Below are 15,773 nucleotides of genomic sequence, written 5' to 3'. Positions count from 1 at the left end.
GGGGATGCGAGCCGACGTAATTCCAATCATCTTTGACGCTCCGTTAGTCGTCGGGGTATTTTGAGGGATCCGCGCACAAAGGATTGCCCATGGCTTCTTGGCGCCGACTAAGTGGACTGCTTATTTTGTTTCGGAGAGTCGTTGCATTTTGGCTGCTGGGGGCCAGCCTTACTCAAGCAGCCAGTGCGGCCGGTGCGACGACGTTGCGAACAGTCGCGTTAACGCGTGGAGCGCCGGCTCCAGGTACTAGTCTGGGTTTTGAGCTCTTTTCATCCATCCCTGTATTGAACAACTCCGGGCAAGTCGCCTTTAGCGGCCTAATTGGCGACTCCGTCATCGTCGATCCGGAGGACTACAGTCGTTACGGAATTTGGAGCGAAGGAAACGGGTCGCTGAAACTGGCGGCCCGTGGCGGCGACGTCGCGCCGGGAACGACTCAGACAATTCAATATCCCTACGATCCGGCGATTGACGCTGCCGGAAGGACGGTTTTCTTAAGTAGATTGTCCGGGATCCCGGCAACGGACAATTGGGGTGTAGCGATCCAGCGCAGCGGACCGGCTGGTCTTGAGTCTCTCGCGGTCCTGGGGGAGCAAGCGGCCGACTTCACGCCTAACCATATTTACAATTGGATTGGCCCACCGCAGGTTAACGATGTAGGTCAAATCGCATTCCAGGGCGGACTTGGCACGAGCATTTCGCATGGAGTCAACGCCTTTTGGGTAGGAGATCCTCTCGATCTCAAGATGGCACTGCGCACGGGCGCCGAGGAGTACGGCGATTCCGAAAAATACACCATCAACTCGCTATGGTCCTCGTCTGGCTTAGCCGATGCAGCAGCGCTCAATAATCGAGGCGAGCTAGTGTTTGAAGCCGCGCTGAGTCATCGAGGGTTGCCGCCGATGGTGTTCGAGCAAAGTCTTTGGCGTTTTGACGAGAATGGCGCAACACCGATGGTGCGACAAAGTGAAGACGCACCAGGAACAGGCAATACATTTGCCCGCTTCAGTGCGCCGACGCTGAACGACGCCGGGCAGACTATTTTCACGGCCCAACTGACGAACCCCAATGACTCCTGGCGTCCTTATGAAGGAGGGTTATGGATGATCGACGGGGACACGTTGCAGAATATTCTCCCCCCCGCCGCGCCAGCGCCGGGGATGCCGGGCTTGACGATGCACATAGGCGGCAATAGTGCTGTGATCAATGGACAGGGCGAAGTAGTAGTTTTTGCCTATTTGCAAGGCGAAGGAGTCGGGTCTGAGAATCAAGAAAGTCTGTGGAGATTGAAGGGCGATACGTTGGAATTGATCGCGAGACAGGGAGATCCGATTCCCGGCTGCGATTCGCAATATCTGGGCCTTGGGAGTTACGCCATCAACGGCGCGGGGCAAGTCGCCTTCATGAGTACCCGCAGAGTATTCGGAAACTTCAGCGATCAGCTCTTGGTGCAAAATCCTAACGGCTCCTTGATTGAGATCGCGAGCACGGGATCGTTGTTGGAAGTGGCCCCTGGCGACCTGAGATTGCTGACGCAGATCAGTTTCTTGGGTGGATCAGGTCTTGAAGATGGGCGGCGAGTTGGATTTAACGAACGGGGCCAAGTTGCGTTTCGCGCTGAGTTTGCTGATGGCTCGATGGGATTGTTCGTCTCAAGCCTTGCGGCGATCCCTGAGCCGACTGGAGCGGCTTCGCTCGCGGTCGGAGTGATGGGCTCGACGACGATTCGGCAGCGGCGACGCTTTCATCGATAAGCCGCCCCGAGGTTGGTTCGGATAGTCGTTGCGTGATAGAATCGGCCGCTGACGCGCTTTAAGCCCGGCGGTGCAAGCGAGTCTGCGAGTGCGTCGCTTCACCAAGATGCGGCGACTCGGGCGTTATTGACGCCATCACTCCCCGCCAAAGATGGCCGATAGTCAACTAATCCTCCCATGAATCTCCTCTGGATCGTCCTCCCCAGCGCTCTCGTGCTGGGCGTCGCTTACCTCACCTACGGCCGCTTGCTCGGGCGGCTCTTGCGGCTTGATCCGCAGGCCCCGGTGCCCGCGGTGGAGCTGCGCGACGGGATCGACTTTGAACCGCTCGCGCCGGCGGCGTTGTTGCCGCAGCATTTTTCGGCGATCGCGGCGGCGGGGCCGATCGTGGGGCCGATTCTCGCCGGCGTGCTCTTCGGCTGGCTGCCGGCGCTTGTGTGGATCATCGTCGGGTCGATCTTCGTCGGCGGGGTGCAGGACATCACGTCGCTGGTGGCGTCGATCCGCCATCGGGCGACTTCCATTGCGGAAGTGGTGCGGCTTTATATGTCGCGGCGATCGTATTTGATGTTCCTCTCGTTCATCTGGATTGCGCTCGTCTACATCATTGTCGCCTTCACGGGCGTGACGGCGGCGTCGTTCGTCGGAGCCCCGCTCGCGGAGAACGGGGGCATCGGCGGCGGGGCGATCGCCTCTTCGTCGCTGATTTATCTGGGGATCACGCTGGCGATGGGCGTAGCGATGCGGTACGCCGGGATGCCGTCGTGGCTGGCCCTCTGCGTGTTTTTGCCGATGGTGGTCGGCGCGATCGTCTGGGGGCCGAGCGTGCCGCTTGATTTGGCGGCGATCACCGGTTGGAGCGACGGCGCCGCGGTGAAGCTCTGGAGTGCGATCTTACTCGCCTACTGCTTGGTCGCCGGCGTCTTGCCGGTGTGGTTGCTGCTGCAGCCGCGCGGCCAGCTGGGTGGTTACTTTTTATACGCGGCGCTCGCGGCGGGAGCCCTGGGACTCGCGTTCGGCAACGTGCAGGTCGAGTACCCGATGTTCCGCGGGTGGAATCCGGTGGCTCCCAGCGGCGTCGGCGCCGGCGTGGCGCTCGTGCCGATGTTGTTCATCACGATCGCTTGCGGCGCGTGCTCGGGGTTTCACTCGCTGATTGCCAGCGGCACGACTTCTAAGCAACTGCGCAACGAGATGGACGCTAAGCCGGTCGCCTACGGCTCGATGCTGCTCGAAGGCATGGTTGCCGTGGTGTCGCTCTGCTGCGTGATGATGTTCAAGGAAAACTCGGCCGAGCTCGCGGGCAAGCCGAACCAGATCTACGCCCACGGCATCGGCAAGTTTCTCGATGTGATGAACGTCTCGAAGGGGATCGGCGTCACCTTCGCGCTGATGGCGTTCACAACGTTCGTTTACGACACGCTCGACGTCTGCACGCGGCTCGGGCGGTTTATTTTGCAGGAACTCACCGGCTGGCGGGGGAGGGGCGGGCGGTTATTCGGCACGGCGCTGACCGCCGGCGTGCCGCTGTTTTTCATGCTGAGGCATCCGTCGGACGCGAAGACGCCGGTGTGGCAACTCTTTTGGAATCTGTTCGGCGCGAGCAATCAGCTGCTGGCCGCGCTGACGTTGCTGGGCGTCACCGTCTGGCTGTGGCGGACGCGGCGGGCGATGTGGGTCTGGTTCGTCACCGGCATTCCCACGGTGATCATGTACGTGATGAGCACCTGGGCCCTGATCACGATGACCGTGCCGGCGTTTCGCTCCAGCGAAGGGGCGTGGCAGGCGCCGAGCGACGTGGTGCCGTGGATCGGGCTCGTGCTGCTGGGACTGGCGGCGCTGATGCTGGTGGAAGCGGTGCGGGTGCTGGCGGGCTCGGGCGAACCGCCGCGAGAAATCGGTCTGGCGACCGCGGTTGCATGAAGGCTGCGGCTCGATCGCAGCGTTTGAGCGCCCGGCACGCGCGGCTAATCGGCGGCGAGCTTGACGTCTACCATCAGGTCAGCCGCCACATTTTCGAGCGCCGTACGGAGTGCGTCTACGCTTACGTCGGACGGCAGCCGCAGTTGGGCGACGGCGTGGAACAGGGGTTGGCCCGTTTCGGCGGCGGCGCGGCATTCGGTGTTCAGCTCTTCGACGTTCACCCCCAGCGCGGCCAGCACGCTGCTGATCTGGCGGACGATGCCGGGGCGATCTTGGCCGAGGAGGTCGAGCTTCACCAGCGGGCGGTCGCTGGCGATCGCCGCGGCGGGGTCGGGGTGGACGATCGTCTCGAGCCCGGCGTCGTTGAGCCGACGAAGCGCGGCGGTCAGCGGCTCGGCTTGCGCGGCGTCGACTTCGACGCGGAGGATGCCGGCGAACTGGCCGGCAAGGTGGGCCATGCGGCTTTCGAGCCAGTTGCCTTGATGCTCCGCAACGAGGCGGGCGATTGATTCGACGAGGCCGGGGCGATCGGCGCCCAAGATCGTGAGAACGAGCGAGGTTTGCGGCATGGTGGACCTTCGCGGCGGAAAATGGCGATGAGCGGAGACCGCTGGTGAGCGGGCAACCATTCCAGCATAGTCGGCGGGCCATGCCCACTGGGAGGAGTGGGGAAAAGGATCGCGGCGTTTTTCACATCGCGCTCCCGGGCGGCGTGGAGGTCCGGCTACTGGAGAGGCGGGGGCGCTAGCTCGCTGAGGCTGCCGCTAGGCGTTTCAGCGCCACGCGGTCGACTTTCCCCGTGGCGTTGAGAGGCATGGCGTCGAGAAACACGATCTCCTCGGGCGCCTTGTAACCGACGCTTGCCCGCGAGAACTTGATCAACTCCGCCGCGGTCGGAGGCGCGACGCCCGGTTTCAGTTCGACGTAGGCCCGCACGTTTTCGCCATGCAGCAGGTTGTGGATTCCGATTACTCCCGCGGACGCGACGGCGGGATGCTCGAGCAGCGACTCTTCGATCTCTTGCGGCGTGATGTTCGAGCCGTCGTGGACGATGATCTGCTTCTGCCGGCCGCGGAACCAGAGGTAACCCTCCTCGTCGGCCGCGACGACGTCGCCGGTGTCGAGCCAACCGTCGACGATCGTCTCGGCCGTGGCGTCAGGGCGGTTCCAGTAGCCGATCATATTGGCGGCGCTGCGAATCCAGAGGCGGCCTTCGGCGCCGACGGGAACCTCGTTGCCGGCGGCGTCGCGGATCGAGGCCTCGTATCCTGGGACGAGCTTGCCGATCGAACCGATCTTGTTCGTGCCGTCAGGGGGATTGACGGTCGACATGCCGGTTTCGGTCATGCCGTAAAGCTCGTCGATCGTCTTGCCGGCGATCGCGGTGAACTCGCGTTCGAGCTCGCCAGAGACTTTGTCGCCGCCGCTGACGCAAAGCCGCAGCGAGCCGAAGTGCTCGCGCGTGGCCTGATGATCGCGCACCAGTGCGAAGAGCGCGGCCGGCAGCATGCAGAGAAACGTGGGGCGGGTGGCGGCGAGCAGCGGCAGTAATTCGTCGCCATCGAGCCGGTGGGGGACGTCGATGCGCACTCCTGACGCCAACGCCCCGAACGAGATATGCGTCGCCGCAATGTGCGAGTAGGAGGTTGCCGTCAGAAAGACGTCGGCGTCGTTGAGTTCAAATCCAGCGATCGTACCGGCGACGATCGAACCGAACGACCGATGGCTGTGAGTCACCCCCTTCGGTTTGCCGGTGCTGCCGGAAGTGAAAAAGATGAATGCCACCGTCTCGGGCGTGGGCCGTGTGAACTCCCTCGTCGGCGGCTCGGTCTGCATGAACTGTTCGTAGCTCGGAGTGCGACCGTCGGCCGCGCCGAAGGAAATGCGGCCCAGCGGGAGCTTAGCGGCGAACTTACTGAGCGCCAGGTCGGCGTCTCGTTCGGCGTGGTGCAGCAGGACCGACGCCCCGCTCACTTCGAGGGCGTGATCAATCTCCGGGGCCTGGTAGCGGTAGTTGAGCGGCGTCGACGCGAAGCCCGCCTTCATGCAGGCGATGTTGTGAATCACCAATTGCGCGCAGTTTGGCATGAGCGTCGCAATGCGATCGCCCGGTTTGAGGCCGAGCGCCAGGTAGTGGCGGGCCAGACGCGTCGACGCGACGTCGAGTTCGCGCCACGTGAACTGAGCGTCGATCGAGACAAGCGCCGGCGCATCGGGCGTGGCGGCGAGACCCTTTTCCAACAGGCGGGAGAGTTCGACTTCGATCGTGAGAGGCGGACCGGCGAGGGGCATGGCTGTTTCCCGAATGGACGAAATGAGTCGGCGGCGGTATCGGGAAGTTTAGCTTATCGCGAAGTTCGCGAAACCGCGGCGCGCTTACAGCCCCTGGCTCCGCAACATTATGCAAACGCCATCAGATCGTTTCCTCGTCGCAAGTGGTTTCTAGCGGCCTGGATGCAGAGTTTGGCGTTCACCCAGAGGGTGACGCGCGGCAGTCGCCTCACCCAGTTGGGGAGTGGTCCGAGCCCGCCGCCGAAATTGGTGAGTTGAGCGAAGCGTTGCTCGATGTACGTCCGCTGCTTGAAGAGTGCTTGGCCATCGGCGGTCGTCAGCAGTTCGATCGACTGCAAGCGGCCGATGCTGTGGCGGCGGTGGCCCAGCGCTCGTCCCGCGCGACGCTGCGGAGCGATCAACGTCACGCCCGACCGTGCGGCGATCTCGTGCAGCGGGTTGCTGTCGTAGTTGCCGTCGGCCAGGACGCAGCCTCCGCCGACTTGCGGCAAGAGTCGCCGGGCGACCGTCTGTTCGCTCACGTTGAGCGGCTGGATTTCGCACGCCACGAGCGCATCGATCGTCCAGACGGCGTGCAGCTTGTAGCCGCGGGCCGGGCCGCCGACGCCATGCCCGCGCGTGGCGTCGGGATCCTTGCTGAAGCCTCCTACCGGCAACGGCTTACCGTCGAGGAAGCTCACCTCCGGCGGGTGCGGGCCCTGCCAGCAACGCTTCCTCAACCGCTCGATCAGTTCCACGGCCGCCGCCGTGCGGAGACGACGGCTCGCCGTCGATTGGCTCGGCAGCCGCACCTGCCATGACGACGGCCAATTCTCCGGCCGACACGCCCAACTCACCGGTCGATCGTGGATCACCGCCCAGAGATAGACGCCGACGATCCAACTGACCGAATAGACGTGTCCCGAACGATCGCTGCATAACCGCCGAGTCAAACGGTATAGTACGCTCCAGAGTTCGCGTTCCATGGCTCACCTCCTAGAAACGTGTCAGGTCTCTAGGAACAGCCTGGAACGCGGGCCTTTTTACCGCTAGCGACGCGTGCTAGCTATTGCATTATGTTGTCCGCCAGGGGGTAGCCTTACGAGCGACGACGATTACCGCAATGGCGGCCGACCCCCTGGCGGAGCCAGGGGCTGCCAGTGTGGCTCACGCCTTCACCATCGCATGAATCACTTCGCCATGCACGTCGGTCAGCCGGCGTTCGATGCCGTTGTGGTAGAAGCTCAGTCGCGTGTGGTCGAGCCCGAGCAAATGCAGAATCGTCGCGTGGAAATCGTAGACGGTTGCGACGTTCTCGACCGCTTGATAGCCGAATTCGTCGGTGGCGCCATAGCTGAACGGCGCCCGGACGCCGGCGCCGGCGAGCCAGGCGGTGAAGCCCTTCGGGTTATGGTCGCGACCTGACGCCCCCTTTTGGAACGTCGGCATCCGGCCGAACTCGGTGCAAAAAACCACCAGCGTGTCGGCTAACAGGCCTCGTTGCTTGAGGTCGGCGACGAGCGCTGCGGCCGGCTGGTCGAGGATCGGCCCGTGGACGGCGTATTGCTGGTCGATATGCTTGTGCCCGTCCCAATTGCCGACCCCTTCGCCCATTGCGTAAGCGCCGTTGAAGAGCTGAACAAAGCGGACGCCGCGCTCGACCAACCGGCGAGCCAGGATGCAGTTGCGCGCGAAGCCCGCCTTCACCGGGTCGGGGTCGTTGGCGCCGTAGCTCTTGAGCGTGTGCGCCGCTTCGGCGTCGATGTTGGCCGCGTCGGGCAGCGAACGTTGCAGCTTCGCCGCTAGTTCGTAGCTGGCGATTCGCGCCGCCAGTTGCGTGTCGCCGGGGAAGTGTTCGAGATGGCGATCGTTGAGCAGCTTGAGGAAGTCGCGCGACGCGGCGTCGCTTTGCAGCGATACGCCGACAGGCGCGTCGAGGAAGCGGACAGGCCGGCTCGCGTTGAACGCCGTGCCTTGGAAGACGGCCGGCAGAAATCCGGGCGCCCAGTGGTTGCTGCCCGACTGCGGCACGCCGCGCGGGTCGGGGATGGCGACGAACGCCGGCAGCTGCTCGTTCTCGGAACCGAGGGCGTAGTTCACCCACGCGCCCATGCTGGGAAAGCCATCGAGCGTGTACCCGGTGGCCATGAAGTTTTCGCCCGGGCCGTGCGTGTTCGTCTTGCTGGTGAGGGAATGGATGAAGCAGAGGTCGTCGGCCAACTCGCCGATGCGCGGCAAGAGGTCGCTGGTCATCTTGCCGCACTCGCCGCGGGGGCGGAACTTGTAGCGCGGCCGCGCGAGATTGCCGTTTTCGCCTTGGAACGTCACCAACTGATCGGCCCCCGGCATCGGCTGGCCGTCGCGGCGGACGAGCTCGGGCTTGTAGTCGAACGTGTCGAGCTGGCTGATAGCGCCAGAGCAGTAAATCATCAGGACGTTCTTCGCCCGCGGCGCGAAGTGGGGAGCGCGCGGCGCATGCGGGCGGAGCGGGTCGATCGCCGGGCGAATTGGGCCCGCGGGCAACGACGAACCGTCGGCATGAGCGAGCTTGCCATCGGCGTGGAGCAGATGGGCGAGCGCGATCCCGCCCAAGCCGATCCCCGTGTGGCCGAGAAACTGCCGCCGGCTAAGCAGGTCGAGTCCGGAACGTGAGAGGGGGGCTGGCATTACTTAGGGTTCGAATGCGGGGATCTCTTCACCGCGAAACCCACGAAAATTACGAAAACAAAAACAGAGATAGAACCGCCGATGGACGCAGATGAACGCGAATCAATTTCTTTCTTGATCTTATCCGCGTTCATCGGCGTTTATCTGCGGTTTCATCCCTTTCCTTCCTGTTCGTCGTTTTCGCGTGTTTCGTGGCTAAACTCTGCGGCTTTGGATTTTAGGGAACAAACATCAGCTCATTCGCATTCAGCACGCTGCGGCAGAAGGCTGGCAAGCCGTGCGTGGCGATCAGTTGCTGGGCGGCGACGAGCTCCGTGGCGTCGGGAGCGCGATTGAACGCGAGCTGAAACGCGCGGTCGACCTGCGCGAGACGCTCGTCGCCCGCCTCCTGTCGCAAGCGCGCAGCGAAGTGCGCCGCCTGATCGATCATGAACCGACTATTGAACAGATTCAGCGCTTGGATCGCGGTGATCGACGCGCCGCGCTTCGGGCAGACCTGCCCGCCGTCAGGGGCGTCGAACGCGCCAAAGATCGCGTCGGGCCGCATTCGCACGCGGTTCATGTAGATCATGCGGCGCCACTCGGCTGGACCGAACTCGGTTTTCGGTTCGTAGACCCGCACATAGTTGTCGTTCGGCTCGAACGGACTCCAGCCCGGTCCTCCCATGGTGAGGTCGAGCGTGCCGGCGATCTGCAGCACGGCGTCGTGAATCGCTTCGGATTCGAGCCGGCGCGGCGGGTAGCGCCACAGCAAGCGCGACGCGGCGTCGACGGCGAGGCACTCGTCGCGCGGCGCGTTCGCTTGCCGGTAGGCGCTGGACGACGCGATGAGACGGTGCAGCTCCTTGAGCGACCAGCCGTGATCGATGAACTGGCGTGCGAGCCAATCGAGCAGCTCGGGGTGCGTTGGCGGCGTGCCGTTGGCGCCGAAGTCGCTCGGCGTGTCGACCAGTCCGACGCCGAAGTGATGCTGCCAGACGCGGTTGACCATCACGCGCGCGGTCAGGGGATTCTCACCGCTTGCGATCCAACGGGCAAGGGCCAGCCGCCGCTGCTGCTCGGGCGCATCGAGCGGCAGCTCAAGCGTCCCCAGCACGCTGAGAGCGTCGGGCGCCACCGCTTCCTTCGGCGACAGCGGGTCGCCGCGGTGGAGCCGGCGCGTCGGCTCGGCCGGTTGGGCGAACGTGCCGGCGTAGACCATGGCGCCGCTGTCGTTGTACCGACGGCGCGCGGCGGAAGTGGCGACGACGTGCCAATGGTTGTCGCTGTCGAGTACTTCGATGGCGTAGTCGACTGGCAGCCGGTCGGTGAAGCCCCCCAACCGGTCGCGGCCCCAGACGACGCGGTCGATCACTTGCGCCTCGGCAAAGTCGACCTGCGCCCAACCCGCGCCGTGCGTTTCAGCAATCCAACTCCAGTCGTTGCCGTACTTGCCGTCGTTGAGATTCGCGAGCCGATGCTTCGATTGATCAGGGTAGTTGCCGGAGGAGCTCGGGCGTCCGCCTCGCTCGGCGAGAGCGACGTTGATCGCATCGGCGACGTCGCTCGCAGCGCTCCAGACTTCGAGCTCGTCGAGACAGGGTTCGCTGCCGCTGTTCGTCGCGGCGACGGTGAAGCGCACGGCCCGCGCGGCCACTGGTGCGAAGCGGTCTTCATTCTGCAACGGGCTCACCGCGGGGCGGCGTCCATCGTCCGCGGCTCCGCGAGCAGGTTTGATCCAGGGCGTCTCGCCGTGATTGACGCCGGCGAACACCGCTTCGAGCGCGTAGAAATCCTTCTGCAGGATGGGGTCGAACTTGTGATTGTGGCACCGCGCGCAGCCGACGGTCAGGCCGAGCATCGCGGTCGCCGTCGTGTTGGTCATGTCCGCGAGCTCGTCCTGGCGCTGCATCAGGGTGAGCCCGACGTCGGGACTCTTTACCTGGTCCCACGGCCCGGCCACGAGAAAACCGGTCGCCACCGTCTCGCCGAGCGCGTCGCCGGCGAGTTGCTCGACGATGAACTGGTCGTACGGCTTGTCGTCGTTCAGTGCGGCGATGACGTAATCGCGATAGGGCCAGGCGTTGGGACGAGGCTGATTCATTTCGAAGCCGTTGGTTTCGGCGAAGCGGGCCACGTCGAGCCAGTGCTGCGCCCAACGCTCGCCGTAGCGCGGCGACGCGAGGACCCGCTCGACGAGTTCGGAATAGGCGTGCGGCCGATTGTCGGCGACGAAGGCGGCGGTTTCTTCCGGCGTTGGCGGGAGCCCGAGCAGATCGAAGTAAAGCCGCCGAATGAGCGTGCGGCGATCGGCCGGCGGCGATGGCGTGAGGCCCGCGTCGTGGAGCTTCGCCAGGATGAAGGCGTCGACGCCGTTGGCGATCCAGAGGGATTTTGAGGGCGGCGGCTCGATCGACGCCAGCGGCTGGAGCGACCAATGGTCCGAGCGGAGCGGCGCCGCTGCCGGCTGATCGGCGGGGCCGGGCCAGTCTGCGCCGGCGTCGATCCAGCGGCTGATCACGGCAACCTCATCCGGGGTGAGTTGCGCGCCGCTGGGCGGCATCTCGAGTACGCCGGCGCCCGAGATGAACTGGACTAGCGGGCTGCCGGCCGCATTGCCCGGAACGATCGCCGGGCCGAAGAGTTCGCCGCCCGCAAAAGCGACCTGCCGCACATCGAGTCGCAGGTCGCTCTCCTGGGCGTCGGGGCCGTGGCAATCGAAGCAGGCGCGGGCGAGAATCGGCAATACGTCGCGCGTGAAATCGACTGGCGGCGTAAGCTCGCCGGCGTGAGCGCGAGCGCTCGACGTCGCCGCCGTGAAAGCGACGCACAGAACGATCGAGAGTGGTTGAAGCGTGTGCAGCGTCGCGGCCTCTGGTTTCCTCTAGGTTAACCAAGGGTCTCGGTTGGCGGGGCGAGACCCGCGAATGTCGGCAAAGATTTCGCGAACAGGCTGAAGAGGCGATGCACCAAATGAAATGGTGCCAACGCTTGCTGGCTCCCTCCCCCTGGCGGGTTAGGGCGGCGTGATTGAAGCCATGTATCAGGACTCCGCCCCCTCCCCAGCCCTTCCCACAAGGAGGAGGGAGCCGGAGACAATCAGGTTCCCGTCAGCTCACCCCGCCACTTCGAGCAAGCAACGATCAATCACGTCAATCGCGAAGTCGAGTTGCTCTCGGGTGATGATCAGCGGCGGCGTCAGCAGCAGGATATTGCCCATCGTCAGCTTGAAGCTCAGCCCTTTGTCGAGCGCCCGGTACATCACTTGTTCGGCCTCGTCGGTGGCGCGCTCGCGAGTCTGGCGATTCTTCACCAACTCGACGCCGAGCGTGAGGCCCAGGCCGCGGACGTCGCCGATCAACTCGTGTCGTTGGGCCAGCTCGCGCAGGCGCTGGAGAGCGTATTCGCCAAGCGTCGCGGCATGCGCGAGCAACCCCTCGCGTTCGATCACTTCGATGGTCGCCAGCGCGGCCGCGCACGAGACGGGACTCTTCTCGTGCGTGTAGTGCCCCAGCGCGCGGTCGCCTGCGACGTCGAGCTTGTCATTGGCCAGCAGCGCCGCCAGCGGCATGATCCCGCCGCCAAGTCCTTTGCCCGTGACGAGAATATCGGGCACGACGCCGAAGTTCTCGCACGAAAACCAACGTCCGGTGCGGCCCAAGCCCTGCCAGATTTCATCGAAGATTAGCAGCGCCCCGTGACGATCGCAGGCCTTGCGAATCCGTTGCCAGTATTCCGGCTTGGGAATGTAGGGCGTGGCGCGGCAGGGCTCGGCGATCACCGCCGCGACGTCGGTCTCCTTCTCCAGCACATACTCGACGTAGTTGGAGCATTTCAGATCGCAGCCGCCGCGACTGCCGCAATCCCACAGGCAGCGGTACTCATCCGGCGGCGGCACGTGCTCGCACCCTGGTAGCAACGGCCCGATGCCGGCGCGAAAAATCGCTTCGCCGCCGATCGAAATGGCATCGAGCGAGGCGCCGTGGAACGAGTCCCACATGCTGATCGTCTTGTGCCGACCCGTGGCCAAGCGGGCGAGCTTCAGCGCGATGCCGATCGCCTCGGTCCCGCCCGGGCAAAAGAGGACCTTGTTGAGATTACCCGGGGCGATCTCGGTCAGCTTGCGGGCCAGATCGATCGCCACCTGGTTCGTGTAGCGGCGGGTGCAGAAGGAAAGCTCGTCGAGCTGCCGGCGGATCGCCGCGACCACCTCGGGGTGAGCAAACCCCACCTGGTGAACGTTATTGCCATGGAAATCCATGTACCGCCGACCTTGGACGTCGGTGACATAGATTCCCTCGCAGCTCTCCAGCGCGTTGAGACAGGGCGTCGAAAGCGACTGGTGGAGGAAGTACCGCGAGTCCTCGGCCAGCAGTTGTCGAGTGGCGTCGTCCAGGGCAGCGGCCTGCCAATCGGCGCGCCGGTCGGAACGGTTGATGTCTCCCTCGGAACGCTGCGTTGCCGGGTCGAGTTGGTGGACGGATCCCGGAGGAGTTGGGGCCATGGCGCCGAGTCGGTGAAGGAACAGCCGCGGAGGAGGCGCAGTCGGCGGCCTCAAACCAGTGAGCAGGGTTCCAGTTTAGGAACAGTTACCGTCGCCAGCCAGCAGATTTTAGCGGTCGCGGCGCAGGCAATTTGCGTTTGCCGCCGCCCCGCGTCGCGCCAATAAGCGAACGGTCGTCGACAGTGGTCCGGCCTTCGCTCGGCCACCGCGTCGACGCCAGTGAGTTGGCCGGTGGCGTCGAGTTGCTCCGATTCTCCGATAGCGACTTCGATCGGCGCAAGAAATTTTTGAGAGAATGCGGGTCGCGGTATGTCCGCGTTCGGAGGCGGACGCCATAATACACAAGTTGACCGCTGGACAGGCTCCAGCCGCTTCTCTGCTGCATCATTCTGATCGATCGAGGTCCCTTCCGTGATTCATTCTCGTCGCCGACGCGCGTTTACGCTTGTTGAACTGTTGGTTGTCATCGCCATCATCGGCGTGCTCGTCGCCCTGTTGTTGCCGGCCGTTCAAGCCGCCCGCGAGGCGGCGCGCCGCTCGCAGTGCCAGAACCACTTGAAGCAATGGGGCTTGGCGTCGCTGAATTACGAAGGCTCGCAGAAGGCGTTACCGACCAGCGGCTGGGGCTGGCATTGGATGGGCGATCCCGATCAAGGCGCCGGCAAGAATCAGCCCGGAAGCTGGGTTTATAGCCTGCTGCCTTATATCGAGCAGGCGGGCATCACGACGATCGCCAAGGGCATGACAGGCGTCGACAAGCGAAAAGCGTTGACCCAGCTGGCTGAAACGCCGCTGACAGTGATGAACTGCCCCAGTCGGCGGCAATCTATTCTGTATCCCTACTTCTACACGTCCGACACCTATAAGAACATTTACACTCCGAAGATGGCCGTCCGCGGCGACTATGCCGCGTGCATGAGCGCGAACTACGATCCCAATGTTTATAAGCTCGACGGACTGGGGGAGCCGGCCACAATCTCGGTCGGTATGACCACCTTCCGGTGGGACCGAGAAGAATATGCCGTCGACAAGAGTGGCCAATACACGATTCGAAAGTTCGATGGAGCGATCCACTTCCGCACGCCTGTCGAACTGAATCAAATTCCCGATGGTACCAGTCAAACGTATCTAATCGGCGAGAAGAATCTCGACCCGAACAACTACGAAAATGGCCAAGCCAGTTACGATGACCAATCGTATTGGGTCGGTCATGACCGCGACATTTGTCTGTCCGCCTATCTGAACCCTATTCCCGATACGATCAACGTCGATGGTACCTTCCGCTTCGGTAGCTCGCATCCGGCCGGGTTCCACATGGTTTTTTGCGACGGCTCGGTTCATTCGCTGAATTACGAGATCGACATCGCGGTCCACCGGGCACTGGGAAGTTGCGAAGGCGGCGAAGCGGTCGCGTTGCCATAAAGGCATGGTCGGCTGTCAGCAGGTCGGGCGCGCCTGCGCGTCGCGAGATGTCGGCGGAACGCGTTGTTGCTCAGCTCACATCACATCACATCACATCACATCACATCACAGCACCGGCGGCAGCGGCGCGAAGAGTTCGCTTGCTTTGATCCCCGCCTGGATGAACGGCTGCGGCGAGATTACCGCCACGTCCCCCTCCGCGGCGATCGTCCGCGCCAGGTCCATGTTCAGTTGCGGGTCGTCGCCGTAGGTGAGCGTTCGCCAGACCGTGCCGGCCAGATGGTCGCGATTGGGCCAGCCGAGCTTCGCGGCTTGGGCGTGCCGCGGCCCATACTTGCGCGTCTTTTTTTCGGCGTCGCTTCGCCAGACGAATTTCGCCTCGTCGGCTGGCGTGAAGCCGCCGAAGCGGTGGCGCCAGGTGGGGTCGCGAATGATGACGTTCCGTTGGTGCAGCGCTGCAAACTCGGGGAATGCCCGCGGAGCCGCCTCGATGCCGGTGGCCACGGGAAACATCTCGTCGGCGATCTTCAGCAAGAGCGCATCGGCCGAAGGCCCCGCCGAATGTTTGGGCGTGATGCCTGCGTAGTGCCCCTCGATCGCGTTCTCGCCATAGTCGACGTAGATGCCCTTGAATCCGGCGTCGACGTAGGGTTGCAGATTTCGCCGGATGATGACGGCAAGCTCCTCCGGCGGGAGGTCGCGCAGCCGATCGATCAGTTCCACGTCACCGACGTAGGCGTAGCAGGGGTAATCCTTGGTGATCGACTTCCAACCAGCGTCGGTGGCAAAGTCCTCGGTCAGAAAATCGGCGTTGGCTTCTTGGGCGAAGTCCCAGCCGTCCAGGTGCATCTTGGGCTGCCATTGGCCGAAGGCGTGATGAATCAGGATGATCGGTTTCACGTCCGATGCTTCGCACCAGGCGATCCCGGGGCGAACGTGTCGCTCGATAAATTTGGGCCAACCTCCCTCGTCGAGACGCCAGCCGGTGCGGCCGAGGCCGTCGCCGCTGTTGGCGGCGTTCCAACTGAGGACGAGCGTCGGCTCGGTCTGCGGGCGTCGGGCTCGATGCTGCGAGTCGTCCGCGGGACGACTGCAGCCGCCAAGCAACACTGCAAGCGCCAGGAGCGCCGCGCCAATCGGTAGGCGTGAATTCATTGCGACAAGACTCTGCAGGTCATTGGAAATTGCCCGGGTCGTTACTCATCCCTCATCATAGGCGCCATTTCCAGTGAAGGGGATTGCGGGGCCGCGTC

Annotated in this window: 10 protein-coding genes; 3 read left to right on the top strand and 7 right to left on the bottom strand. The window is 63.8% G+C overall.

Annotated elements, in window-relative coordinates; all coding sequences use genetic code 11:
• The first annotated feature begins 89 nt into the window (after positions 1–89).
• Together I41_RS24685 and I41_RS24680 are read left to right on the top strand one after the other, a co-directional pair.
• On the top strand, positions 90–1,754 hold the full coding sequence (locus tag I41_RS24685; protein ID WP_391524814.1) for a DUF7453 family protein: 1,665 nt from the start codon (positions 90–92) through the stop codon (positions 1,752–1,754).
• Between the two features lie 177 nt (positions 1,755–1,931).
• Complete coding sequence (locus I41_RS24680; protein WP_145435685.1) at positions 1,932–3,677, top strand: carbon starvation CstA family protein; 1,746 nt, start codon at positions 1,932–1,934, stop codon at positions 3,675–3,677.
• A gap of 44 nt (positions 3,678–3,721) precedes the next feature.
• Here I41_RS24680 and I41_RS24675 read toward each other — a convergent pair whose 3' ends face one another.
• From I41_RS24675 to pbfA, 6 genes are all read right to left on the bottom strand, one after another.
• Complete coding sequence (locus tag I41_RS24675; RefSeq protein WP_145435684.1) at positions 3,722–4,246, bottom strand: glycine cleavage system protein R; 525 nt, start codon at positions 4,244–4,246, stop codon at positions 3,722–3,724.
• 175 nt (positions 4,247–4,421) lie between these two features.
• Positions 4,422–5,969, bottom strand: a complete 1,548-nt coding sequence (locus tag I41_RS24670) for a class I adenylate-forming enzyme family protein (RefSeq protein ID WP_145435683.1) — start codon at positions 5,967–5,969, stop codon at positions 4,422–4,424.
• 107 nt (positions 5,970–6,076) lie between these two features.
• Positions 6,077–6,934, bottom strand: coding sequence for a transposase (locus I41_RS24665; RefSeq protein ID WP_145429803.1), 858 nt, complete (start codon positions 6,932–6,934; stop codon positions 6,077–6,079).
• Between the two features lie 181 nt (positions 6,935–7,115).
• The gene (locus tag I41_RS24660; RefSeq protein ID WP_145435682.1) at positions 7,116–8,615 is read right to left on the bottom strand and encodes a DUF1501 domain-containing protein; all 1,500 of its coding nucleotides are present in this window, start codon (positions 8,613–8,615) and stop codon (positions 7,116–7,118) included.
• A gap of 217 nt (positions 8,616–8,832) precedes the next feature.
• The gene (locus I41_RS24655) at positions 8,833–11,340 is read right to left on the bottom strand and encodes a DUF1553 domain-containing protein (RefSeq protein WP_246133744.1); all 2,508 of its coding nucleotides are present in this window, start codon (positions 11,338–11,340) and stop codon (positions 8,833–8,835) included.
• A gap of 369 nt (positions 11,341–11,709) precedes the next feature.
• A complete protein-coding gene (gene pbfA / locus I41_RS24650) occupies positions 11,710–13,098 on the bottom strand; it encodes a (R)-1-hydroxy-2-aminoethylphosphonate ammonia-lyase (RefSeq protein WP_145435680.1) in 1,389 nt (462 codons plus the stop codon).
• 411 nt (positions 13,099–13,509) lie between these two features.
• On the opposite strand from pbfA, the gene I41_RS24645 reads away from it, so the two are divergent.
• On the top strand, positions 13,510–14,520 hold the full coding sequence (locus I41_RS24645) for a DUF1559 domain-containing protein (protein ID WP_168207141.1): 1,011 nt from the start codon (positions 13,510–13,512) through the stop codon (positions 14,518–14,520).
• 105 nt (positions 14,521–14,625) lie between these two features.
• Here the strand turns inward: I41_RS24645 and I41_RS24640 are convergent, their stop codons facing one another.
• Positions 14,626–15,675, bottom strand: a complete 1,050-nt coding sequence (locus I41_RS24640; protein ID WP_145435678.1) for a hypothetical protein — start codon at positions 15,673–15,675, stop codon at positions 14,626–14,628.
• Positions 15,676–15,773 lie beyond the last annotated feature (98 nt).

Source organism: Lacipirellula limnantheis, from assembly GCF_007746075.1.
Classification (GTDB): Bacteria; Planctomycetota; Planctomycetia; order Pirellulales; family Lacipirellulaceae; genus Lacipirellula; species Lacipirellula limnantheis.
Note: the sequence above shows the minus strand (reverse complement) of the source record. Positions and strands in the feature narration are given on the sequence as shown.